This is a genomic window from Streptomyces sp. E11-3, assembly GCF_046540415.1.
Taxonomy (GTDB): Bacteria; Actinomycetota; Actinomycetes; order Streptomycetales; family Streptomycetaceae; genus Streptomyces.
Genome location: NZ_JAZGRL010000001.1, coordinates 1,952,485 through 1,976,441, shown reverse-complemented (window position 1 = coordinate 1,976,441; position 23,957 = coordinate 1,952,485). Strand labels below are relative to the sequence as shown.

Annotated in this window: 19 protein-coding genes and 2 pseudogenes; 17 read left to right on the top strand and 4 right to left on the bottom strand. The window is 71.4% G+C overall.

All coding sequences use genetic code 11. The features are described from left to right. Window positions 1-90 precede the first annotated feature (90 nt). The 9 genes from rpmF (at window position 91) to U9R90_RS08770 (ending at window position 11,022) form a co-directional block, all read left to right on the top strand. Complete coding sequence (gene rpmF, locus U9R90_RS08810; protein WP_411055835.1) at window positions 91-261, top strand: 50S ribosomal protein L32; 171 nt, start codon at window positions 91-93, stop codon at window positions 259-261. A gap of 387 nt (window positions 262-648) precedes the next feature. Further along, window positions 649-1,161, top strand: coding sequence for a class I SAM-dependent methyltransferase (locus tag U9R90_RS08805; protein WP_411055834.1), 513 nt, complete (start codon window positions 649-651; stop codon window positions 1,159-1,161). Between the two features lie 146 nt (window positions 1,162-1,307). Then, window positions 1,308-3,287, top strand: coding sequence for an acyl-CoA dehydrogenase family protein (locus U9R90_RS08800; RefSeq protein ID WP_411055833.1), 1,980 nt, complete (start codon window positions 1,308-1,310; stop codon window positions 3,285-3,287). Window positions 3,288-3,531: 244 nt separating this feature from the next. Continuing rightward, window positions 3,532-4,818, top strand: a complete 1,287-nt coding sequence (gene dxr / locus U9R90_RS08795; RefSeq protein WP_411055832.1) for a 1-deoxy-D-xylulose-5-phosphate reductoisomerase — start codon at window positions 3,532-3,534, stop codon at window positions 4,816-4,818. Beyond that, on the top strand, window positions 4,815-6,116 hold the full coding sequence (locus U9R90_RS08790; RefSeq protein WP_411055831.1) for a M50 family metallopeptidase: 1,302 nt from the start codon (window positions 4,815-4,817) through the stop codon (window positions 6,114-6,116). The genes dxr and U9R90_RS08790 overlap by 4 nt, the downstream gene beginning before the upstream one ends. Before the next feature lie 163 nt (window positions 6,117-6,279). Then, window positions 6,280-7,434 carry a flavodoxin-dependent (E)-4-hydroxy-3-methylbut-2-enyl-diphosphate synthase gene (gene ispG / locus U9R90_RS08785; RefSeq protein WP_411055830.1) on the top strand — a complete coding sequence of 385 codons (1,155 nt, stop codon included), beginning with the start codon at window positions 6,280-6,282 and terminating at the stop codon, window positions 7,432-7,434. A 197-nt stretch (window positions 7,435-7,631) separates the two neighbouring features. Continuing rightward, window positions 7,632-8,483 (top strand): GNAT family N-acetyltransferase, encoded by an 852-nt coding sequence (locus U9R90_RS08780; protein ID WP_411055829.1) that lies wholly within the window; start codon window positions 7,632-7,634, stop codon window positions 8,481-8,483. A 165-nt stretch (window positions 8,484-8,648) separates the two neighbouring features. Next, window positions 8,649-9,260: a GNAT family N-acetyltransferase gene (locus U9R90_RS08775; protein ID WP_411055828.1), complete on the top strand. Its 612-nt coding sequence runs from the start codon at window positions 8,649-8,651 to the stop codon at window positions 9,258-9,260. 67 nt (window positions 9,261-9,327) lie between these two features. Next, window positions 9,328-11,022 (top strand): proline--tRNA ligase, encoded by a 1,695-nt coding sequence (locus U9R90_RS08770; RefSeq protein WP_411055827.1) that lies wholly within the window; start codon window positions 9,328-9,330, stop codon window positions 11,020-11,022. Between the two features lie 1,038 nt (window positions 11,023-12,060). Here U9R90_RS08770 and U9R90_RS08765 read toward each other — a convergent pair. The 4 genes from U9R90_RS08765 to rimP all read right to left on the bottom strand — a co-directional run bounded on the left by U9R90_RS08765 (window position 12,061) and on the right by rimP (window position 14,627). Next, on the bottom strand, window positions 12,061-12,540 hold the full coding sequence (locus tag U9R90_RS08765; RefSeq protein WP_411055826.1) for a translation initiation factor IF-2 N-terminal domain-containing protein: 480 nt from the start codon (window positions 12,538-12,540) through the stop codon (window positions 12,061-12,063). A gap of 145 nt (window positions 12,541-12,685) precedes the next feature. Further along, window positions 12,686-12,964 carry a YlxR family protein gene (locus tag U9R90_RS08760; protein ID WP_411055825.1) on the bottom strand — a complete coding sequence of 93 codons (279 nt, stop codon included), beginning with the start codon at window positions 12,962-12,964 and terminating at the stop codon, window positions 12,686-12,688. 134 nt (window positions 12,965-13,098) lie between these two features. Then, window positions 13,099-14,118 (bottom strand): transcription termination factor NusA, encoded by a 1,020-nt coding sequence (nusA, locus tag U9R90_RS08755; protein WP_411055824.1) that lies wholly within the window; start codon window positions 14,116-14,118, stop codon window positions 13,099-13,101. 2 nt (window positions 14,119-14,120) lie between these two features. Beyond that, window positions 14,121-14,627 carry a ribosome maturation factor RimP gene (gene rimP, locus U9R90_RS08750; RefSeq protein ID WP_411055823.1) on the bottom strand — a complete coding sequence of 169 codons (507 nt, stop codon included), beginning with the start codon at window positions 14,625-14,627 and terminating at the stop codon, window positions 14,121-14,123. 218 nt (window positions 14,628-14,845) lie between these two features. Between rimP and U9R90_RS08745 the strand changes: the two genes are divergently transcribed. The 8 genes and pseudogenes from U9R90_RS08745 to U9R90_RS08710 form a co-directional block, all read left to right on the top strand. Then, window positions 14,846-15,376, top strand: a complete 531-nt coding sequence (locus U9R90_RS08745; RefSeq protein WP_411055822.1) for a hypothetical protein — start codon at window positions 14,846-14,848, stop codon at window positions 15,374-15,376. After that, window positions 15,373-15,852, top strand: a complete 480-nt coding sequence (locus U9R90_RS08740) for a ferritin-like domain-containing protein (RefSeq protein WP_411055821.1) — start codon at window positions 15,373-15,375, stop codon at window positions 15,850-15,852. Before U9R90_RS08745 ends, U9R90_RS08740 begins: the two co-directional genes overlap by 4 nt. A gap of 144 nt (window positions 15,853-15,996) precedes the next feature. Then, window positions 15,997-16,914: an aminoglycoside phosphotransferase family protein gene (locus U9R90_RS08735; protein WP_411055820.1), complete on the top strand. Its 918-nt coding sequence runs from the start codon at window positions 15,997-15,999 to the stop codon at window positions 16,912-16,914. Next, a pseudogene (gene infB, locus U9R90_RS08730) lies at window positions 16,850-19,787 on the top strand (translation initiation factor IF-2). Before U9R90_RS08735 ends, infB begins: the two are co-directional and overlap by 65 nt. 169 nt (window positions 19,788-19,956) lie before the next feature. After that, entirely contained in the window at window positions 19,957-20,253 is a 297-nt protein-coding gene (locus U9R90_RS08725; RefSeq protein WP_411057684.1) for a DUF503 domain-containing protein, read from the top strand. Between the two features lie 121 nt (window positions 20,254-20,374). Continuing rightward, entirely contained in the window at window positions 20,375-20,845 is a 471-nt protein-coding gene (gene rbfA / locus U9R90_RS08720) for a 30S ribosome-binding factor RbfA (protein WP_411055819.1), read from the top strand. Continuing rightward, complete coding sequence (gene truB, locus U9R90_RS08715; protein WP_411055818.1) at window positions 20,842-21,747, top strand: tRNA pseudouridine(55) synthase TruB; 906 nt, start codon at window positions 20,842-20,844, stop codon at window positions 21,745-21,747. Before rbfA ends, truB begins: the two co-directional genes overlap by 4 nt. 207 nt (window positions 21,748-21,954) lie before the next feature. After that, window positions 21,955-23,957 (top strand): annotated as a pseudogene (locus U9R90_RS08710) (serine protease); the annotation flags it as partial.

The following is a 23,957-nucleotide window of genomic DNA, read 5'->3' as shown; positions in this document are numbered from 1 at the left end:
CACCAGGGCTCCGGCCGCTGTCGTATGCCTGGCAGTACCTGGCGCGGCCAACAGTCGAAACCGACAATCGTTTTCATGTAAAGTGACGGCATGGCCGTTCCCAAGCGCAAGATGTCCCGTTCCAACACCCGCCACCGCCGCGCCCAGTGGAAGGCGAGCACCCCCGCCCTGGTGTCCGTCTACATCGAGGGCCGCGAGTACGCCGTACCCCAACGCCTCGTCCGCGCCTACGAGCGAGGCCTGATCAACCCCGAAGGCTGACCCGAAGACCGACCCGAAGACCGCCCCGCAGGAGGACGTGATGAGCAAGATCGCACCCCAACTCGGCACCGTCCAGGAGACCTTGCTCATCACGCTCTACAGCCGAGCCGTGGAGACCGGCGACCCCGACGGCATGCTGCGCGACCCGAAGTCCGTGGAGATGGTCGACGCGCTCACCTACGACTTCGCCAAGTTCGACGGCAAGCCCAGCCTCTTCGGCGTCAACTTCCGCACCCTGCTGTACGACCACTGGGTGCGCCGCTTCCTCGCCGACCACCCGACCGGCACCGTCGTCGAACTCGGCTGCGGCCTCAACACCCTCCCCCATAGCCTGAAGGGCATGGGGGGACCCCCCTCGAGCGCACCGACAACGGCACCGCCCACTGGGTGGAACTCGACCTCCCGGACGCCATCGACCTGCGCCGCCGCTTCTTCACCGAGAGCGACCGCCGTACGCTCATCGGCGCATCCGTGCTCGACACCTCCTGGCACGACCGCGTCGCGGCGCTCCCCGGACCGTATTTCTTCGTCTCGGAGGCCGTGCTGCCGTTCCTCGAAGAGGGCCAGGTGCGGTCGTTCGTACGCGACCTCGGCGGCCGCTTTCCCGGCGCGCTGCTGGCCACCGACACCTCGGCCCAGGCCATGGTCGACACCCAGGACCAGCATGACGTGCTGAGCCTGATGACCGCCCGGATGGCCTGGGCCTGCGACGACCCCCGCTCGGTCGAGGACTGGGAGTCCGGCCCGCGGCTGCTGGAGAGCCGTACCTTCCTCGACTACCCGGACGAGCTGACCGCCCCTCTCAGTGCCGCCCGGAAGGCGTTCGTCCACGCCCTGGAGACCGACCACCGGGACAAGACGGAGATCTACCGGCTCAACCTCTTCCGGCTGGGCGGCTGAACCTTCCGTCTCGCGAGGGAATGCCGCTGCGCGCAGGCTGGTGCGAAAGGGCGGAATCGGGTACCAACGAACTACCGAGTAGCACTGGTTGGTAACCGACAGTCCGGCCGGTTCCGTCGACCCCCTAGCGGCGAGGTGAGCTCCTCATGTCCGCCACACCCTCCTCCCAGCCCGCGCAGCCCTCCCCTTCCTCCCCTTCGCACCCGCCGTCCAAGGTCTCCGAGCGCGAGGCCCGCCAGGTGGCCGAGGCCGCGCGCGAACAGGACTGGCAGAAGCCGAGCTTCGCCAAGGAGCTGTTCCTCGGCCGCTTCCGGATCGATCTGATCCACCCGCATCCGCTCCCCGCCGACGAGGACGCCCAGCGCGGCGAGGAGTTCCTGGCCAAGCTCCGCGACTTCTGCGAGACGAAGATCGACGGGGCGCGGATCGAGCGCGAGGCCAAGATCCCCGACGAGGTGGTCAACGGCCTCAAGGAGCTCGGCGCGCTCGGCATGAAGATCGACACCAAGTACGGCGGCCTCGGCCTCACCCAGGTGTACTACAACAAGGCCCTCGCCCTGGTCGGCTCCGCCAACCCCGCCATCGGCGCCCTGCTCTCGGCCCACCAGTCCATCGGCGTACCGCAGCCGCTGAAGCTCTTCGGCACCCAGGAGCAGAAGGACACCTTCCTGCCGCGCCTGGCCCGTACCGACATCTCGGCCTTCCTGCTCACCGAGCCGGACGTGGGCTCCGACCCGGCCCGGCTTGCGACCAGCGCCGTCCCGGACGGCGACGATTACCTGCTGGACGGCGTGAAGCTGTGGACCACCAACGGCGTCGTCGCCGACCTGCTGGTGGTCATGGCCCGGGTACCCCGCTCCGAAGGCCACAAGGGCGGCATCACCGCCTTCGTCGTCGAGGCGGCGGCCGACGGCGTCACCGTCGAGAACCGCAACGCCTTCATGGGCCTGCGCGGCCTGGAGAACGGCGTCACCCGCTTCCACCAGGTCAGGGTGCCCGCCGCGAACCGCATCGGCCCCGAGGGCGCGGGCCTCAAGATCGCCCTCACCACCCTCAACACCGGCCGCCTCTCGCTGCCCGCGATGTGCGTCGGCGCCGGAAAGTGGAGCCTGAAGATCGCCCGCGAGTGGTCGTCCGTCCGCGAGCAGTGGGGCCGCCCGGTCGCCGAGCACGAGGCGGTCGGCGCCAAGATCTCCTTCATCGCGGCGACCACCTTCGCCCTGGAGGCGGTACTCGACCTCTCCTCGCAGATGGCCGACGAGGACCGCAACGACATCCGGATCGAGGCCGCGCTGGCCAAGCTCTACGGCTCCGAGATGGCCTGGCTGATCGCCGACGAACTGGTCCAGATCCGCGGCGGCCGCGGCTTCGAGACCGCCGACTCGCTGGCCGCGCGCGGCGAACGCGCCGTACCCGCCGAGCAGATCCTGCGCGACCTCAGGATCAACCGCATCTTCGAGGGCTCCACCGAGATCATGCACCTGCTGATCGCCCGCGAGGCCGTCGACGCCCACCTCAAGGTCGCCGGCGACCTCATCGACCCGGACAAGTCACTGGGCGACAAGGCCAGGGCAGGCGCGCGGGCCGGTGGCTTCTACGCCCGCTGGCTGCCCAAACTGGTCGCGGGACCCGGCCAGCTCCCGCGCACCTACGGCGAGTTCCACCCACCGGGCCACCGGGACCTCTCGGGCCATCTGCGCTACGTCGAACGCACCTCGCGCAAGCTCGCCCGCTCCACCTTCTACGCCATGTCCCGCTGGCAGGGCCGGATGGAGACCAAACAGGGCTTCCTGGGCCGGATCGTCGACATCGGGGCGGAGCTCTTCGCCATGAGCGCCGCCTGCGTACGGGCGGAACTCCTCCGTACCACCGAGGACCACGGCCGCGCGGCCTACCAGCTCGCGGACATCTTCTGCCGCCAGTCCCGGATCAGGATCGACGAGCTCTTCAACCGCCTGTGGACCAACACCGACGACCTGGACCGCAAGGTCGTCAAGGGCGTGCTCGCCGGTCAGTACACCTGGCTGGAGCAGGGCGTCGTCGACCTCAGCGGAGACGGCCCCTGGATCGCGGACGCCACACCGGGCCCGGCCAAGAAGGAGAACGTCCACCGCCCCATCCGCTGACTGCGTTCTCCCGGGGGACAACCCCCGGACCCCAGCCGGACGAGCAGGTCAGCCGGGTCAGTCGACGTGCACGTGGCCAGGCAAACGTGAGGTAACCGCCCGGTCAGGCGCCGAACCCGCCCGGTACGCACCGCGCCTGGAGAGGCCCGGCAACCCCGTCGCCGGGCCTCTCGCACGCCCGCTCCCCGGTCAACAGCGGGGACGCGGGGTCGGATCGCCGAGCGGTTGCGGCAACAATGGGGGGATGAGCGACATGCCTGCCCCTCTCGCCGACCCGCATCTGGTCTTCGATCCCGCCGAAGGCCCGCGGGACATCGTGGTACTCGGCTCCACGGGATCGATCGGCACCCAGGCCATCGACCTGGTCCTGCGCAATCCCGACCGCTTCCGGGTCACCGCACTCTCCGCGGCCGGCGGCCGGGTCGACCTGCTGGCCGAGCAGGCCAGGCGGCTGCGGGTGCGTACGGTCGCGGTCGCCCGCGAGGACGTCGTACCGGCGCTGCGCGAGGCACTCGCCGTGCAGTACGGCACCGAGCCGCTCCCCGAGATCCTGGCAGGACCCGACGCCGCGACCCAGCTCGCCGCGAGCGACTGCCACACCGTATTGAACGGCATCACCGGCTCCATCGGTCTCGCCCCGACGCTGGCCGCCCTGGAGGCCGGACGCACCCTGGCCCTGGCCAACAAGGAGTCGCTGATCGTCGGCGGGCCGCTGGTCAAGGCGCTGGCCAAGCCAGGACAGATCATCCCGGTCGACTCCGAGCACGCCGCGCTCTTCCAGGCGCTGGCCTCGGGGACCCGCGCCGATGTGCGCAAACTCGTCGTCACCGCGTCCGGCGGCCCCTTCAGAGGACGTACGAAGGCGGAGCTGGCGGACGTCACACCCAAGGACGCGCTCGCCCACCCCACCTGGGCGATGGGCCCGGTGATCACCGTGAACTCCGCGACCCTGGTCAACAAGGGCCTGGAGGTCATCGAGGCGCACCTGCTCTACGACATCCCCTTCGACTGCATCGAGGTGGTCGTCCACCCCCAGTCCTACGTGCACTCCATGGTCGAGTTCACCGACGGCTCGACCCTGGCGCAGGCCACCCCGCCGGACATGCGGGGACCGATCGCGATCGGTATCGGCTGGCCCGAGCGGGTCCCGGACGCGGCCCCCGCCTTCGACTGGTCCAAGGCGTCCAGTTGGGAGTTCTTCCCACTCGACACCGAGGCCTTCCCCTCGGTCTCACTCGCCCGGCACGTCGGCGAGCTCGGGGGCACCGCCCCCGCCGTGTTCAACGCGGCGAACGAGGAGTGTGTCGACGCCTTTCTCGCCGGCAGGCTGCCGTTCAACGGCATCATGGAGACCGTCACCGAGGTCGTCACCGAACACGGCACCCCGCGTACGGGAACTTCCCTGACGGTCGCGGACGTCCTCGATGCGGAGACCTGGGCACGTGCCCGGGCCCGTGAGCTGGCCGGCCTCGCGGCCGGGGCCACGGCTGAATCGACGACGACGCAAGACACCGCGGAGGCTCGTGCATGACGACCTTGATGATGATCCTCGGCATAGTCGTCTTCGTGGTCGGGCTGCTGTTCTCGATCGCCTGGCACGAGCTGGGGCATCTGAGCACCGCGAAGCTGTTCGGCATCCGAGTGCCGCAGTACATGGTCGGCTTCGGCCCGACGATCTTCTCGCGCAAGAAGGGCGAGACCGAGTACGGCGTCAAGGCGATCCCGCTCGGCGGCTATATCCGCATGATCGGGATGTTCCCGCCGGGGCCCGACGGGCGCCTTGAGGCCCGCTCGACCTCGCCCTGGCGCGGCATGATCGAGGACGCCCGCTCGGCGGCGTTCGAGGAGCTCCAGCCCGGCGACGAGAAGCGGCTGTTCTACACGCGCAAGCCGTGGAAGCGCGTCATCGTGATGTTCGCCGGCCCCTTCATGAACCTCATCCTCGCCGTCGCGATCTTCCTCGGCGTACTGATGACCTTCGGCTGGAACGAGCAGACCACCACCGTCGGCCGGGTCTCGGACTGCGTTATCCAGCAGAGCGAGAACCGCTCCACCTGCGAGAAGGGCGACAAGCCCGCACCCGCCAAGGCCGCGGGACTGGAGGCGGGCGACAAGATCGTCGCGTTCAACGGGACGAAGGTCGACGACTGGTCGACGCTGCAGTCCCGTATCCGCGAGACGGTCGGCCCGGCCACCATCACCGTCGAGCGCGACGGCGTCGAGAAGGACCTGAAGGCCAGCCTGATCAAGAACCAGGTCAGCAAGACCGACGGCGACGGCGGCTATGTCGAGGGCGAGTACGTCTACGCGGGCTTCCTCGGTTTCACCCCGGCCTCCGGCATCGTCGAGCAGTCCTTCACCGACTCCGTGGACCGCATGGGCACCATCATGGAGAACGGCTTCGACGCGCTGATCGCCCTCCCGTCCAAGGTCCCCGACCTGTGGGACGCGGCCTTCGGCGACGGCGAGCGCAAGCAGGACTCCCCGATGGGCGTGGTCGGCGCGGCCCGGGTCGGAGGTGAGGTGTTCACGCTGGACATCCCGCCGGAGAACCAGATCGCGATGATGCTGTTCCTCGTCGCGGGCTTCAACCTCTCGCTCTTCCTGTTCAACATGCTGCCGCTGCTGCCCCTGGACGGCGGCCATATCGCGGGCGCCCTGTGGGAGTCCGTCCGGCGCAAGCTGGCCCGGCTCTTCAAGCGGCCCGACCCGGGCCCGTTCGACGTCGCGAAGCTGATGCCCGTCGCCTATGTGGTGGCCGGGATCTTCATCTGCTTCACGATCCTGGTCCTGATCGCCGACGTCGTTAACCCGGTGAAGATCTCCTGACCGTACGGAGTTCACGGCGGCCGGACACCCAAGGGTGCCCGGCCGCCCCCATTGGGTGGGTTTGGCGGTGCGGTGTGCCTGGTGGCTCGGCCGTGGCGTAATCTCGAAGCCTGGAGCCCGCCGATACCGGGACCTTGATCCACACCTTGGGGTTGCACAGCAGATGACTGCGATTTCTCTGGGAATGCCGTCCGTACCGACCAAGCTCGCCGAGCGTCGCCGTTCGCGGCAGATCCAGGTCGGGTCGGTGGCCGTGGGCGGGGACGCGCCGGTGTCGGTGCAGTCGATGACCACGACCCGGACGTCCGACATCGGGGCGACGTTGCAGCAGATCGCGGAGCTGACGGCGTCGGGGTGTCAGATCGTGCGGGTGGCGTGTCCGACGCAGGATGACGCGGACGCGCTGGCGACGATCGCGCGCAAGTCGCAGATCCCGGTGATCGCCGACATTCACTTCCAGCCCAAGTACGTGTTCGCGGCGATCGATGCCGGGTGTGCGGCGGTGCGGGTGAACCCGGGCAACATCAAGCAGTTCGACGACAAGGTCAAGGAGATCGCCAAGGCCGCGTCGGCGAGCGGCACGCCGATCCGGATCGGGGTCAACGCCGGGTCGCTGGACGCACGGCTGCTGCAGAAGTACGGCAAGGCCACCCCGGAGGCGCTGGTCGAGTCCGCGCTGTGGGAGTGCTCCCTGTTCGAGGAGCACGGCTTCCGCGACATCAAGATCTCGGTGAAGCACAACGATCCGGTGGTGATGGTCAACGCCTACCGGCAGCTGGCCGCCCAGTGCGACTATCCGCTGCATCTGGGGGTGACCGAGGCGGGTCCGGCGTTCCAGGGCACCATCAAGTCGGCCGTCGCGTTCGGGGCGCTGCTGAGTGAGGGGATCGGGGACACGATCCGGGTGTCGCTGTCGGCGCCGCCGGCCGAGGAGGTCAAGGTCGGGATGCAGATCCTGGAGTCGTTGAACCTCAAGCAGCGGCGTCTGGAGATCGTGTCGTGTCCGTCGTGCGGGCGGGCGCAGGTGGACGTCTACAAGCTGGCTGAGGAGGTCACGGCGGGTCTGGACGGCATGGAGGTGCCGCTGCGGGTCGCGGTGATGGGCTGTGTCGTGAATGGTCCGGGTGAGGCGCGGGAGGCGGACCTGGGGGTGGCCTCGGGCAACGGCAAGGGGCAGATCTTCGTGAAGGGTGAGGTCATCAAGACCGTGCCGGAGTCGAAGATCGTGGAGACCCTGATCGACGAGGCCATGAAGATCGCCGAACAGATGGAACGCGACGGCATCCCCTCCGGCGAGCCCGAGGTCTCCGTCAGCTGAACCGCCCCGCGCGGCACACAGCGCCCAGCGAGCGGCACACCGTACACACCAAGCGGCACACCGTACGCACCAAAGGACCGGAACCCACCCAAGCTGTGGGTCCCGGTCCTTTGACGTGCGTTCCGGCAGCTCCGGGTACAGTGCCAGCAGATCAGCGACGCACGGCGTTGCCCGTAAGGAGTGGTGGAGCGGCCCCAGTGTTGACGCAGATGACGACCAGGGTTCTCGAACCCGGAGACCTCGACGCGGCACTCGAGATCCTCGAGCGCGACCCCGTCGCGAACGCCTTCGTCACATCGCGCGTCCTGGTCGCGGGGCTCGACCCCTGGCGGCTCGGCGGCGAGATGTGGGGCTGGTACGCGAACGGCCGACTGCGCTCCCTGTGCTACGCGGGGGCGAACCTCGTCCCGATCTGCGCGACCCCCGACGCCGTACGCGCCTTCGTCGACCGGGCCCGCAGGTCAGGCCGCCGCTGCTCGTCGATCGTCGGCCCCGCCGAGCCCACCGCCCTGCTCTGGCAGCTGCTCGAACCAGGCTGGGGCCCGGCCCGCGAGGTCCGCGCCCACCAGCCCCTCATGGTCACCGACCGGATGTCGGCCGACATCGCTCCCGACCCGTACGTCCGCCGCGTCCGCAAGGACGAGATGGACGTGATCATGCCTGCCTGCGTGGCGATGTTCACCGAGGAGGTCGGCGTCTCGCCGCTCGCCGGTGACGGCGGGCTCCTCTACCAGGCCAGGGTCGCCGAGCTGGTCGGCGCGGGGCGCTCGTTCGCCCGTATCGACCCGGACACCGGCCAGGTCGTGTTCAAGGCGGAGATCGGCGCGGCGACCCCCACGGCCTGCCAGATCCAGGGCGTCTGGGTGGCGCCCGAGTACCGCGGGCGAGGGCTCTCGGAGGCCGGTATGGCCGCGGTGCTGCGCTACGCGCTCGCCGATGTGGCGCCGGTGGCCAGCCTCTACGTGAACGACTACAACACCGCTGCCAGAGCCGCGTACCGCCGCGTCGGCTTCGAAGAGGTCGGCGCGTTCATGAGTGTGCTGTTCTGACCGTCCTGTGCTGGCTGTCCTGTGCTGGCTGTCCTGTGCTGGCTGTTCTGTTCTGGCTGTCCTGTTCTGATCGTCCCGTGCTGAACGTCCTGTTCTGGGCGCCCAGTGGCGGGCGCCGGGCCAGGAGCCGTCCCTGTGTGGCGCGCCAGAGGTAGTCTCCCCGGCATGCTGAGCTTTCCCGGAGGCCGCCGCTCCCCGGACGACATCGTGATCGCGCCGCTCGACCTCGCCGCGCGCGTGGACGAGGCCCTGGCCGTGCAGGCCGTCGCCTTCGGGCTCAGCCACGACGAGGTCGGCGTACGCCGCCAGATCGTGCTGCGGCACATGAGCCAGCCGGGCGCCCGCGCCCTCGGCGCCACCACCCACGACGGCCGCCTGGCCGGGTTCGTCTACGGCATGCCGAACGACCGCGGCCACTGGTGGTCCACGGTCGTCGAGCCCTATCTGCGCAGCCGCGGCCACGAGGACTGGCTCGACGACTCCTTCGTCATCACCGAGCTGCACGTCCACCCCGGCTTCCAGAACCGCGGCGTCGGACGCAGCCTGATCACCAACATCACCGACCCGGTCCCCGAGCCCCGCTCGATCCTCTCCGCGATCGACACCGACAGCCCCGCCCGCGGCCTCTACCACTCGCTCGGCTACACCGACCTGGCCCGCCAGGTCCGCTTCCCGAGCGCCCCCAGCCCGTACGCCGTGATGGGCGCCCCACTGCCGCTGCGCCGCCGTCAGGGGCACCCTGGAAGGGCTCCCGGAGCCCGCCGTCCCGGCAACTGATTTCCGCCCGGGCCCGCGACCCGGTTAACCTCCTGAGCAGTCGACGCTTTCCACGCAGGAGTTCACCATGGCCCAGGTCCAGCGCATGTCCCGCTTGATGATCAAGACACTGCGCGATGACCCGGCAGACGCCGAGACGCTCAGCCACAAGCTGCTGGTCCGCGCCGGCTACGTACGCCGTAACGCCGCAGGCATCTGGTCCTGGCTGCCGCTCGGCAAGAAGGTCCTGGACAACGTCTCGCGCGTGGTCCGCGAGGAGATGGACGCCATCGGCGGCCAGGAGGTCCTGCTGCCCGCCCTGCTCCCCAAGGAGCCGTACGAGGCGTCCGGCCGCTGGGACGAGTACGGCGACCTGCTCTTCCGCGTCAAGGACCGCAAGGGCGCCGACCACCTCCTGGGCCCCACCCACGAAGAGGTCTTCACACAGACCGTCAAGGACCAGTGCACGTCCTACAAGGACCTGCCGGTGATCCTGTACCAGATCCAGACGAAGTACCGCGACGAGGCCCGTCCGCGCTCCGGCGTGCTGCGCGGCCGCGAGTTCCAGATGAAGGACTCGTACTCCTTCGACACGAGCGACGAGGGCCTGGCCGAGTCGTACGCCCTGCACCGCGAGGCGTACCAGAAGATCTTCAAGCGCCTGGGCCTGGACTACCGCATCTGCTCGGCGGTCTCGGGCGCGATGGGCGGCTCGGCGTCGGAGGAGTTCCTCGCCCCGGCCCCCGCCGGTGAGGACACCTTCGCGGACTGCCCCGCCTGCGACTACGCGGCGAACACCGAGGCCGTCACCTTCGCGCTGGCCCCGGTCGACGGCTCCGCGCACGGCCCCGTCGAGGACCTGGACACCCCCGACACGCCGACCATCGAGACCCTCGCCGAGCACCTCGGCGTACCGGCATCGGCCACGCTCAAGAACCTCCTGGTCAAGGTCGACGGCGAGATCGTCGCGGTCGGCGTCCCCGGCGACCGCGAGGTGGACCTCGGCAAGCTCGCCGAGCACCTCGCTCCGGCCACGGTCGAGCTCGTCACGGCCGACGACTTCACCGACCGGCCCGACCTGGTACGCGGCTATGTCGGCCCGCAGGGCCTGGAGAAGGTCCGCTACATCGCCGACCCGCGGGTCGCGCCCGGCACCGCCTGGATCACCGGCGCCAACAAGCCCGACACACACGCCCGCAACGTGGTCTGCGGCCGCGACTTCGAGGTCGACGACTACCTCGACGTGGTCGTCGTCGCCGAGGGCGACCCGTGCCCCTCCTGCGGCACCGGCCTGAAGCTCGACCGCGCGATCGAGATCGGCCACATCTTCCAGCTCGGCCGCAAGTACGCCGACACCTTCCAGCTCGACGTGCTGGGCCAGCAGGGCAAGCCGGTCCGGGTCACGATGGGCTCGTACGGCATCGGCGTCTCCCGCGCGGTGGCCGCGCTGGCCGAGCAGTCCGCCGACGAGAAGGGCCTGTGCTGGGCCCGTGAGGTCGCCCCGGCCGACGTCCACATCGTCGCGGCCGGCAAGGCCGCGCAGACGGAACTGGCCCTGTCCGTCGCCGAGCAGCTCGCCGCGGCGGGCGTGCGCGTCCTGGTCGACGACCGGGCCGGGGTCTCGCCGGGCGTCAAGTTCACCGACGCGGAACTGATCGGCGTTCCGACCATCCTGGTCGCGGGCCGTCGCACGGCGGAGGGTGTCGTCGAGCTGAAGGACCGCCGCACGGGTGACCGGGAGGAACTCCCGGTCGCGGAGGCGATCGCCCGCCTGACGGCCTGACGGCCTGACGGCCTGACGGCCTGACGGCCTGACGGCCTGACGGCCTGACGGCCTGACGGCCTGACGGCCTGACGGCCTGACGGCCTGACGGCCTGACGGCCTGACGGCCTGACGGCCTGACGGCCTGACGGCCTGACGGCCTGACGGCCTGACGGCCTGACGGCCTGACGGCCTGACGGCCTGACGGCCTGACGGCCTGACGGCCTGACGGCCTGACGGCCTGACGGCCTGACGGCCTGACGGCCTGACGGCCTGACGGCCTGACGGCCTGACGGCCTGACGGCCTGACGGCCTGACGGCCTGACGGCCTGACGGCCTGACGGCCTGACGGCCTGACGGCCTGACGGCCTGACGGCCTGACGGCCTGACGGCCTGACGGCCTGACGGCCTGACGGCCTGACGGCCTGACGGCCTGACGGCCTGACGGCCTGACGGCCTGACGGCCTGACGGCCTGACGGCCTGACGGCCTGACGGCCTGACGGCCTGACGGCCTGACGGCCTGACGGCCTGACGGCCTGACGGCCTGACGGCCTGACGGCCTGACGGCCTGACGGCCTGACGGCCTGACGGCCTGACGGCCTGACGGCCTGACGGCCTGACGGCCTGACGGCCTGACGGCCTGACGGCCTGACGGCCTGACGGCCTGACGGCCTGACGGCCTGACGGCCTGACGGCCTGACGGCCTGACGGCCTGACGGCCTGACGGCCTGACGGCCTGACGGCCTGACGGCCTGACGGCCTGACGGCCTGACGGCCTGACGGCCTGACGGCCTGACGGCCTGACGGCCTGACGGCCTGACGGCCTGACGGCCTGACGGCCTGACGGCCTGACGGCCTGACGGCCTGACGGCCTGACGGCCTGACGGCCTGACGGCCTGACGGCCTGACGGCCTGACGGCCTGACGGCCTGACGGCCTGACGGCCTGACGGCCTGACGGCCGGCGCCGGGCGCGGGTCTGTCGGTGGCGCGCCAGAGATTGGTCCCCCACCCCGCCCCTTCCCGAAAGGCCTCGCCGGCCGGGGGCTCACAGATGTCCTCAATCGCCGGACGGGCTCCATTGGAGCCCGTCCGGCGATTGAGGACTTTCGGGAAGGGGCGGGGTGGGGGCTGATNGCTGCGCCGGAGCCGCCGGGGCGGGCTTGGGCGCGGGCTTCGGACCCGGACGGGGGCCGGGTGCCGCGGGGGCCGCAGGGGCTGCGGGCGCGGGCTTCTCAGCCGCGGCGGGCTTGGGCGCCGGCGCGGGCTTGGGTGCGGCAGGCCTGGCGACCTGCGCGGGGGACGGAGCCGACGGCGACGCCGGCTTGGGCGCCGGCTTGCGCGGCGCGGGCTTGGCAGGGGACTTGCCGGCATTGCCGCCGGGTCCCTGCAAAGCGTCGGTCAGCTTGCGTACTACGGGCGCCTCGATCGTCGAAGACGCCGAACGGACGAATTCACCGAGTTCTTGGAGCTTGGCCATGACGACCTTGCTCTCCACCCCGAACTCCTTGGCGAGTTCGTATACCCGGACCTTAGCCACTTCGCTCCTTTTAGGTCCGGGTTACGCCGGACCGTCGCTACTTCATGGGCGTACTCATCGCGTGCTCATCGAGTGCTCATCGCAATCTCGACCTACTTCCAACTCGCGGGGTACCAGGGCCGCACGGGGTTCCGTACGGCACGTCTTACGGTGTCGCCTGCTCGACGAACCGGCTCAGATCCGCGGTGTCGAGCGGACCCCGGACGCGGAACGACCGGAGAAACGCCCGGCGGCGGACCGCCAGATCGAGACAGACCAGGGCGGGGTGTACATAAGCACCCCGGCCGGGCAGCGTACCGCGATGATCGGGGACACATACACCCTCGATCATCACGACCCGCAGCAGATCGCTTTTGGCCGCCCGCTCCCGGCATCCCACACAGGTTCGCTCAGGGCATGCACGGGCATGCGTCCGGCCAGACACGCTTAAGTCTACCTCCCCGCACCGACCTCACCCCATTGGGTGATGAATCGAACGGATGTCGTCTTGATCTCAGTGGTCCCGGCAGCGGGTCTCAGTGGTCCCGGAAGGGGTCTGAGGGGTTCCGGTCGCCGGTCTCAGTGGTCCCGGCCGCGGTCGCCGTCGCCCTCGCCCGGCTCGGTGTCCGGGCGGATGTCGATGCGCCAGCCGGTCAGCCGGGCGGCGAGCCGGGCGTTCTGCCCTTCCTTGCCGATCGCCAGTGACAGCTGGTAGTCGGGGACGGTCACCCGGGCCGAGCGGGCCGCCAGGTCGACGACCTCGACCTTGCTGACCCGGGCCGGGGACAGCGCGTGCGCCACCATGTCGGCCGGGTCGTCCGACCAGTCGACGATGTCGATCTTCTCGCCGTTGAGCTCGGCCATGACATTGCGCACCCGGCCGCCCATCGGGCCGATGCAGGCGCCCTTGGCGTTCAGTCCTGAGCGGGTCGAGCGGACCGCGATCTTGGTGCGGTGGCCGGCCTCGCGGGCGATGGCCGCGATCTCGACCGAACCGTCGGCGATCTCCGGAACCTCGAGCGCGAAGAGCTTCTTCACCAGGTTCGGGTGGGTACGCGAAAGAGTGACCGAGGGGCCGCGTACGCCCTTGACCACGCGCACGACATACGAGCGCAGCCGCATCCCGTGCTGGTACTCCTCGCCGGGAACCTGCTCCTGCACCGGCAGGATCGCCTCGAGCTTGCCGATGTCGACCAGGATGTTCTTCGGGTCGCGACCCTGCTGGACGACACCGGTGACGATGTCGCCCTCACGGCCCGCGTACTCGCCGAGCGTCGCGTCGTCCTCCGCGTCCCGCAGCCGCTGCAGGATGACCTGCTTGGCGGTGGTCGCGGCGATCCGGCCGAATCCGGAGGGGGTGTCGTCGAACTCGCGGGGCGCGGCGCCCTCTTCGAGACCGTCGAGGTCCTCGGGGTCCTCCTTCGCCCACACCGTCACATGACCGGATTCCCGGTTGAGCTCCACGCGCGCGTGGCGGCGGCTTCCCTCGGTGCGGTGGTAGGCGATGAGGAGGGCTGCCTCGATCGCCTCGACCAGCAGGTTGAAGGAGATCTCCTTCTCCCGGACCAGACCCCGCAGGGCACTCATGTCGATGTCCACGGCTACGCCTCCTCTTCGTTCTTGTTCTTACGGTTGAACTCGATCTCCACACGCGCCTTCGCGATGTCCGCGAAGGCGATCCGCCGGGCGGTGGCCTTACGGCCCTTCACGCCGGGCACCTCGAGGTCGAGGCCTTCCTCGTCCACCTTCAGGATGCGCGCGACCAGCTCGCCGGGACCCGCTTCAGGGGTCAGCTGGAACTTCACCAGGCGGCCGACGGCGCGGACGTAGTGGCGGTGCTGGGTCAGCGGGCGGTCGGCGCCGGGCGAGGTCACTTCGAGTACGTACTCGCCGGAGCCCATGGCATCCGTCTCGTCCAGCTTCTCGGAGATCTCGCGGCTGAGCTCGGCACAGGTGTCGAGGTGCACACCGCCGTCGGCGTCCACCACGACGCTGAGCACACGTCGTTTACCGGCCGGGGTCACGGTGACCTCTTCGAGATCCAGATCCTTGGAGCTGACGAGCGGTTCCAGTAGCCCGCGCAGCCTCTCGCTCTGGGTGGTGCTCATCCGGGTGACTCCTCGGCCGCGTGTGCTGTTGTGGTTTCGTCGCGTGTCAGGTCAAAGGGTATCCGGTCGCACAGGGTGTTGCCGTCCACTGCCCGTCTGCCGGCGAGGGGTACGGTGATCACGGGCGCCCGCGGTCGTCACTCGCGCCCACCCCGCCTTCCCGACCTTCCCGACCTTCCCGACTTTCGGGTCTTGTGAGTCTTGCGAGGACGCCTGCCGTGCCGTTCACCCTGTCGTCGCGTATCCGACGTGCCCGCAGCGGGCCACGCCGAAGGAGTCTGCTGGCCGGGGCGGCCGGTGCCGTACTGCTCGCGGGCTGTACCGACGACACGCCCGGCGCATCGGCGGACAAGCGCTCCGGGGCGACCGAACGGGCACGCGCGCGTGTCGCACGGGACAGCGCCGAGCTGGCCGACCGGTACACCGCGGTGATCGCGGCGCACCCGGCGCTCGCGGACCGCCTGCGGCCGCTGCGGGCGGCGGCCAGGCAGCACGCGAAGGCGTTCGGCGGCGTACCGCGGAGCACTCCCGCGCCGTCCGGCTCCGCGACACCCTCGCCCAGCTCCTCGGTACCGGTACCCACCGGCGAGAAGGAGGCCCTGTCCCAGCTGGCCGCGGCCGAGCGCAAGCTGGCCGACGCGCGCCGCACGGCGCTCCTGGACCTGCCGGGCGAGCAGGCCAGGCTGCTGGCCTCGGTCGCGGCCGCGGGCGACGCACACGTGTATCTGCTGACCGAGGCGGGGCGATGAGCGAAGCACTGACCGCCGCCTACCAGGCGGCACTGCGCGCGGAGCACGCCGCGGTGTACGGCTACGGAGTCGTCGGCGGCCGGATCGGCAAGGACCGCGAGGGCGAGGCACGCGCCGCGTACAACGCCCACCGCGCCCGGCGGGACGCGCTGCGGCGCACCGTGCGGGGCCTCGGCGAAGAGCCCGAGCCCGCGGCCCCTGGCTACGCGCTGCCGTTCCCCGTGCCGGACTCGGCCGCCGCGGTGCGACTCGCCGCCGAGCTGGAGGACCGGGTCGCCGGGGTGTACGCGGATCTCGTCCGCGCGGCGGACGGCGAGCGGCGCCGGGCCGCCGCAGACGCGCTGCGCGAGTCGGCGGTGCGGGCGGTGCGGTGGCGGGGCAGCGGCGTAGCCTTCCCTGGGCTCGCCGAGCGGTCCGCCGAGGCGGCGACCGACGGCACGACCGGCCCGACCAGCGCCGCGGCACCGGGGACATGAGCGGACGGCGGTCCGGGCACGGTGCGGTGCCCGGCGGCGGCGTAACCTTCCCTGGGCTCATCGCACGGCCCGCCGACCGCGCGGCAGACCCGAGTACCGCCGCGACCTCGCAGACCTGAGCAGGGCGAAAGGAACTACGCACGCATGGCTTTCGAACCGCCGCAGCTCCTCGTCCAGGCGCTCGGCGAGTCGCCGGACGGCGGGAGCACCGAGCACGAGCGCGGCGGCGACACGGCCGAGTGGCTGGCGAAGCTGCCTCAGGCCGCCGAGGAGGCCGTCGCCCGGCGCGGCCTGACCGTCGAGCGGGTGCACTCCCCCGGTGGCCGCTCCAGCCTCGTCGTCCTCGTACGGCAGCCGGACGGCACACCCGCCGTCCTGAAGCTCGCCCCGCCCGCTGCGCGGCCCGCGCTGGAGGCGGCGGCGCTTGCCCACTGGGACGGCTGGGGGGCGTGCCAGTTGCTGGAGCACGGCGACGACGCGCTGCTCCTGGAACGGCTGCATGCCGATGTCTCGTTGCGGTCGCTGGCGGAGGCGAAGGCGCTGCTTGAGGCGGCGGGTACGGTGCGGCGGCTGTGGGTCGCGCCGCCCGCCGCCCACGCCTTCGAGACGGTCGACGTACGGACGTCCCGGCTCGCCGCGGCGATGGGGTCTGTGGCTGACGACGCCGTGCGGCCGCTGGTCGACGCGGCCCTGTCGGCCCGGTCCGCGCTCGTCGCCGACTCCGCCGAGGCGTTTCTGCTGCACGGCGACTTCCGGCAGGGCAAGGTGCTCTCCGGTGACCGGACGCCCTGGCTGGCGGTCGGGCCCGACCCGGTCGTCGGTGAGCGCGCCTACGATCTGGCGCGGCTGGTCCTGGACCGGCTTGACGATCTGGTCGCGGCCAGCAGCGGCGCGGCCACGGCTCGCCGTCGGGTGGGGAAGCTGGCGGACTCGCTGGAGGTCGACCGGGAGCGGCTGCGGGGATGGACGCTGTTCCGCGCGACGGAGGCGGCGACACGTGCCCTGCGCGCGGGCCGCACCCGCCAGGCCGAGCCGCTGCTCGAACTGGCGTCCTGGTTGTAGCGGTCGACCGCGCGCCGGTGGGGGTGCGGGTCAGGGAATCAGCCCCCACCCCGCCCCTTCCCGAAAGTCCTCAATCGCCGGACGGGCTCCAATGGAGCCCGTCCGGCGATTGAGGACATCTGTGAGCCCCCGGCCGGCGAGGCCTTTCGGGAAGGGGCGGGGTGGGGGACCAATCTCTGGCGCGCCACCGACAGACCCGCGCCCGGNCCGAGTTCACGGCGCCCCCCGCGGCCCCGTCGGCCCCGAAGCCGACCGGTGCCCGTCCCGGCGCGCCCAGGCCCGGTGGCCGTCCGGCCCCCGGCCAGGGTGGTCAGGGCCAGGCCCGTCCCGGCGGCGAGCGTGCTCCGCGCCCCGGTGGCGAGCGTGCCCCGCGTCCCGGTGGCGGCGGTCGTCCGACCGGCCCGCGTCCGGGCAACAACCCCTTCACCTCCGGTGGCTCCACGGGCATGGCGCGCCCCCAGGCGCCCCGTCCCGGTGGCGCACCCCGTCCCGGTGGACCTGGCGGCCCCGGTGGCGCTCCCGGCCCGCGCCCGCAGGGCGGCGGCCAGGGTGCTCCCCGTCCGCAGGGTCAGGGCGGCCAGGCCGGCCGTCCGACTCCGGGTGGCATGCCCCGTCCGCAGGGCGGCGCGGCCGGCCCGCGTCCCGGCGGCGGTAACCGTCCCAACCCCGGCATGATGCCGCAGCGTCCGGCCGCGGGTCCGCGTCCCGGTGGCGGCCCTGGTGGCGGCGGTGGCCGCGGCCCGGGTGGCGGCGGTCGTCCCGGTGGTGCCGGCGGCGCTCGTCCCGGCTTCGCCGGTCGTCCCGGTGGTCCCGGTGGCGGCGGTGGCGGTCGTCCCGGTGGCGGCGGCGGCTTCGGTGGCGGCGGTGGCCGTCCCGGTGGTGGCGGCGGCTTCGGCGGTCGTCCCGGCTTCGGTGGCCGTCCCGGTGGCCCCGGTGGCCGTGGTGGCACACAGGGCGCCTTCGGCCGTCCCGGTGGTCCCGCGCGTCGTGGCCGTAAGTCGAAGCGGCAGAGGCGCCAGGAGTACGAGGCCATGCAGGCCCCGTCGGTCGGCGGCGTGATGCTGCCTCGCGGCAACGGCGAGATGGTTCGCCTGTCGCGCGGTGCCTCGCTCACCGACTTCGCGGAGAAGATCAACGCCAACCCGGCGTCGCTCGTCGCCGTGATGATGAACCTCGGCGAGATGGTCACGGCCACGCAGTCCGTCTCGGACGAGACGCTGCACCTGCTCGGCGGCGAGATGAACTACGAGGTTCAGATCGTCAGCCCCGAGGAGGAGGACCGCGAGCTCCTCGAGTCGTTCGACATCGAGTTCGGCGAGGACGAGGGTGGCGAGGAGTACCTCGTCGCGCGTCCGCCGGTAGTGACCGTCATGGGTCACGTCGACCACGGTAAGACCCGACTGCTCGACGCCATCCGCAAGACGAACGTCGTCGCGGGCGAGGCCGGCGGCATCACGCAGCACATCGGTGCGTACCAGGTCGCGACCGAGGTCAACGAAGAAGAGCGTCGCATCACCTTCATCGACACCCCGGGTCACGAGGCGTTCACCGCCATGCGTGCCCGTGGTGCCAAGTCGACCGACATCGCGATCCTCGTGGTGGCGGCCAACGACGGTGTGATGCCCCAGACGATCGAGGCGCTGAACCACGCCAAGGCGGCCGACGTGCCGATCGTGGTCGCGGTCAACAAGATCGACGTCGAGGGCGCCGACCCGACCAAGGTGCGCGGTCAGCTCACCGAGTTCGGTCTGGTGGCCGAGGAGTACGGCGGCGACACCATGTTCGTCGACATCTCCGCCAAGGAGGGTCTGCACATCGACTCTCTGCTGGAGGCCGTGGTCCTCACCGCGGACGCCTCGCTCGACCTGCGGGCCAACCCGGAGCAGGACGCGCAGGGCATCGCGATCGAGGCCCACCTGGACAAGGGCCGCGGCGCCGTCGCGACCGTCCTGGTCCAGCGAGGCACGCTGCGCGTCGGTGACACGATGGTCGCCGGTGACGCGTACGGCCGCGTTCGCGCGATGCTCGACGACAAGGGCGAGAACGTCGAAGAGGCGGGTCCCTCGACCCCGGTCCTCGTCCTCGGTCTCACCAACGTCCCGGGCGCCGGCGACAACTTCCTGGTCGTCGACGAGGACCGTACGGCCCGTCAGATCGCCGAGAAGCGTGCCGCCCGTGAGCGCAACGCCGCGTTCGCCAAGCGCACCCGCCGGGTGTCCCTCGAGGACCTCGACAAGGTGCTCAAGGCCGGCCTGGTGCAGGACCTCAACATCATCATCAAGGGCGACGCGTCCGGTTCGGTGGAGGCTCTCGAGTCCTCGCTGCTCCAGCTCGACGTCGGCGAAGAGGTCGACATCCGCATCCTGCACCGCGGTGTGGGTGCCGTCACCGAGTCGGACATCGACCTGGCGATGGGCTCCGACGCCATCGTGATCGGCTTCAACGTGCGCGCCGCAGGGCGTGCCGCGCAGATGGCCGACCGCGAGGGTGTGGACGTCCGCTACTACTCGGTCATCTACCAGGCGATCGAGGAGATCGAAGCGGCCCTCAAGGGCATGCTCAAGCCGGAGTTCGAAGAGGTCGAGCTCGGTACGGCGGAGATCCGCGAGGTCTTCCGCTCGTCCAAGCTGGGCAACATCGCCGGTGTGCTGGTCCGCTCCGGCGAGGTCAAGCGCAACACCAAGGCGCGCCTGCTGCGCGATGGCAAGGTCATCGCGGAGAGCCTCAACATCTCCGGACTGCGTCGCTTCAAGGACGACGTCACCGAGATCCGCGAAGGCTTCGAGGGTGGTATCAACCTCGGGAACTTCAACGACATCAAGGTCGACGACGTCATCGCGACGTACGAGATGCGCGAGAAGCCGCGCGGCTGAGCACTCGGTAACCCGAGTAGCTCATAGCGGCTGAAGCAAGCCGGACCGGGGCCGGTCGGCGGGAGAAATTCCCGTCGATCGGCCCCGCCCGTTGCGTGTACGGTTTGGATGTCCCTGCCAAGCGGTTGGCGGGGCGCCGATCCCGTACCGGCGGGTCATCCGGATGAGCATGTATGTGGGGACACTGTCCTTCGATCTGCTTCTCGGCGACGTACGGTCGCTGAAGGAGAAACGCTCTGTCGTCCGCCCGATCGTCGCCGAACTCCAGCGCAAGTACGCGGTGAGTGTGGCGGAGGTGGGTGACCAGGACCTCCATCGAAGGGCCGAGATCGGCCTCGCGGTGGTCTCGGGGGACGCCGGGCACCTCAGGGACGTACTGGACCGGTGTGAGCGGCTGGTCGCCGCCCGGCCGGAAGTGGAGCTGCTGTCGGTACGACGGCGGTTCCACGGCGACGAAGACGACTGACCGCGGTCAACGGACTTGCCAGGCTTGTCAGGCTTGTCAGCGGACTTGTCGGACGTAACAGACTCAAGAGCAGCACTGCACAGCAGAACAGCTGAACAGTAAGAAAGAGGGAGACGGACCAGTGGCCGACAACGCGCGGGCGAAGAAGCTGGCGGACCTCATCCGGGAGGTGGTCGCCGAGAAGCTGCAGCGCGGCATCAAGGACCCGCGCCTCGGTTCGCATGTGACCATCACCGACACCCGGGTCACCGGTGACCTGCGGGAGGCGACCGTCTTCTACACGGTCTACGGCGACGACGAGGACCGGGCGAGCGCCGCCGCGGGCCTGGAGAGCGCCAAGGGCGTCCTGCGCTCCGCGGTGGGCGCGGCGGCGGGCGTGAAGTTCACCCCGACGCTGGCCTTCGTGGCCGACGCCCTGCCGGAGACCGCGAAGACCATCGAGAACCTCCTCGACAAGGCACGCGCCTCCGACGCCAAGGTGCGCGAGGCGTCGTCGGGCGCCGCGTACGCCGGTGACGCGGACCCGTACCGCAAGCCGGGCGAGGACGAAGACGAAGCCGACGCAGAGTCCAGGGGCGACGCCGCCGAATGAGCCAGCAGAGCACCACGCCGGACGGACTTGTCATCGTCGACAAGCCGTCCGGCTTCACTTCGCACGACGTCGTCGCCAAGATGCGCGGGATCGCCAGGACCCGGCGCGTCGGACACGCGGGGACGCTCGACCCGATGGCGACCGGAGTCCTGGTACTCGGCGTCCAGCGGGCCACCAAGCTGCTCGGCCACCTGGCGCTGACCGAGAAGGAGTACCTCGGCACCATCCGGCTCGGCCAGAACACCCTGACCGACGACGCCGAGGGCGACATCACCTCGTCGGCCGACGCCTCCAGGGTCACCCGGACCGCCATCGACGCCGGGATCGCCAAGCTGAGCGGCGACATCATGCAGGTGCCGTCCAAGGTCAGCGCGATCAAGATCGACGGCAAGCGCTCCTACAAGCGCGCCCGGGAGGGCGAGGACTTCGAGATCCCGGCTCGCCCGGTCACCGTCTCGTCCTTCACGGTGTACGACGTCCGGGACGCGGTCGCCGAGGACGGCACCCCGGTACTCGACCTGGTCGTCTCGGTGGTCTGCTCGTCCGGTACGTACATCCGCGCCCTCGCCCGCGACCTGGGCGCGGACCTGGGTGTCGGCGGCCACCTCACCGCGCTGCGGCGCACCCGGGTCGGCCCGTACAAGCTGGACGCGGCCCGCACCCTGGACCAGCACCAGGAGGAGCTGGCCGTGATGCCGGTCGCCGAGGCGGCCGCTGCGGCGTTCCCGCGCTGGGACGTCGACGAGAAGCGGGGCCGGCTGCTGCTGAACGGCGTACGGATCGAGCTGCCCGAGGAGTACGGCTCCGGGCGCGCGGTCGCGGTGTTCGGGCCCGACGGGCAGTTCCTCGCGCTGGTCGAGGGGCAGCGCGGGAAGGCCAAGAGCCTGGCCGTCTTCGCCTGACGGTGCTCAGGGCCTGACGGTACTGCGGCCTGACGGTGCCCAGGCCCTGGCGCCGTCCACTCGCCACACCCCGCCTGTTCACCCCTTTGGGCAGGCGCTTGGAGCGAAGCCGGGGTGCTTTGGGGGCGCATCCGGTTCGCCTTCTGTCCCGCTGATCATGATCGATCTACGGTCGGTAGGAGCGGGGTGTGGCGGGGAGGTTCGACGATGGCGGCTAAGGACTCCCGGACCGGGGACGTGGACCGGGAGGCGCTGGTACGGATCTGCGATCTGGCCGGGCGGCCGCGCGGGACCGCGTTCGCCGCGGACGAGCTCGGCACCCTGATCACCAGCCATGAGGCCGTCGACGGACTCGCCCGCCTGGTGCTGCACGGCCCCGACGGCCGCACCGGCGTCGTCGGTGCCGACGCGGTCACCCCGCTGCCCGAGACCGACCTCGCGCTCGTACGCGCCGAAGGGCTCGGGGTGCGGCCGCTGCCCGTCACCGTGCGGGCGGGCCTGGAGACCGGCGCCTATGTGCGGATCGCCGCGCGCGGCTGGCGCGAGGCGCGGGTGCTGGGCACCGACACCTCCGTGACGTACACCGCGACCGACCGCTTCCACCTCGTCCCGGCCGCCGTGGAACTGGCGATCGGCACCGATGGCAGCGACGCGCTGCGGCTCGGCAGCGGGGCGGCCGGAGGGCCGGTCCTGGACGTCGCCACGGGTGCGGTGCTCGCGGTACTCGGCACCGCGCTCCAGGCCGGACACCGGGCCGCCGCGGGCTTCGCGGTACCGCTGCGGGAGGCCGCGGCGGCGTACCCCGACGGCCCACTCGACCAGCTGCTGCGCCGCAACGCCGCCACCGTCCCCGCGTACGGGCGCGACCTGAACCTGGCCGGCGCGCTGCAGCTGACCGCCACATCGGTGGGGTCCGACGGCCCGCGCGACGCGGCGGACGGGCCGGCGAGGACGGCCGGTCCCGGGCAGCTCCCGGCGGAACGGCCGGACGTGGTCCGGGAGTTCGCGGACTTCCTCGCCTCGTCCGCGTACGTACTCGCCCTGGTCGGCGACCCCGGCACGGGCCGTACGACCGAACTGGCCGCCTTGGCCGCCCGCCGCGCCGAAGGCGCCGAGCCCGCCCCCACCGTCTGGCTGCGCGGTGCGGGACTGCGCGCCGACGACGCCTCGATCGCGGACGCGGTGGCGCGGGCGCTGGAAGACGCCGGGCGCATCGTCGCGGCCTCGGAGCCCAGGGAGTGCGGCGACGAGGGACGTCCGGCACACGCCCTGGGTGACATCGGGCCTGACCGGGTGGCCCGGCTGGCCAGGGACGCGGGGCGGCCGCTGCTCCTGCTGCTCGACTGCCCCGAGGAGATGCCGCCCGTCCTGGCCCACCGGCTGGCCGAGTGGACCGCGGGCACGGCCGACTGGCTGCTGGGTACGGGCGCCAGGCTGGTCGTGGCCTGCCGGTCCGCCTACTGGGAACAGGCCGGGGCGCACTTCCCGCCCGGCCTGCTGTACGCGGGGCACGACCTGTACGCGCAGGACGACCGGTACGCGGGCGACGACGCCGGGCGGCTCCCCGCCTGCGTACACCTGGCGGACCTGCCCGAACCCCAGGCCGCGCGGGCCCGCGCGCGGTACGGCATCCCGGACGGCGCGGCGGCTCCCGAAGTCGCCGGACACCCCCTGGCCCTGCGACTGCTGTCCGAGGTCAGGGCGGCGCTGCCCGAGGCGCCCGAGGGGTGCCCGGGACGTGCCGAGATCTTCACCGCGTATCTGGACCTGGTGTGCCTGCGGGTCGCGGTGCGCCTCGCGGCGCCGCTGCGGCTGCGCGGCACGGCGGTGTGCAGGCTCGCGGCGAAGGTGTCCGGGCAGCTCCACGAGGCGGCGCGGTGCTCGCTGGGGCCCGGACAGGGCGAGCTCGACCGGGAGTCGTTCGAGACACTCTTCCCGTGGCCCACGGGCTGGGCCTCCGCGGTCCTCACGGAGGGCGTACTGGTCCCCGCGGGCACCGGATACCGCTTCGCGCACGAAGAGCTCGCGGACTGGATCCAGGGCATGCACCTGGACCTGGACGCGGCGCTGCACGCACTGGTCCACCGCCGGCGCACGGACACCGCCCCGACCGAGGCGCCGGTACGCCCCCCGTCCCTGCCGGTGCCCCGCCACCGCATCGGCCCCGTGGTGCGCGGGCCCGGGGGGGGCCACCCCCCCCCCAGGGCCCC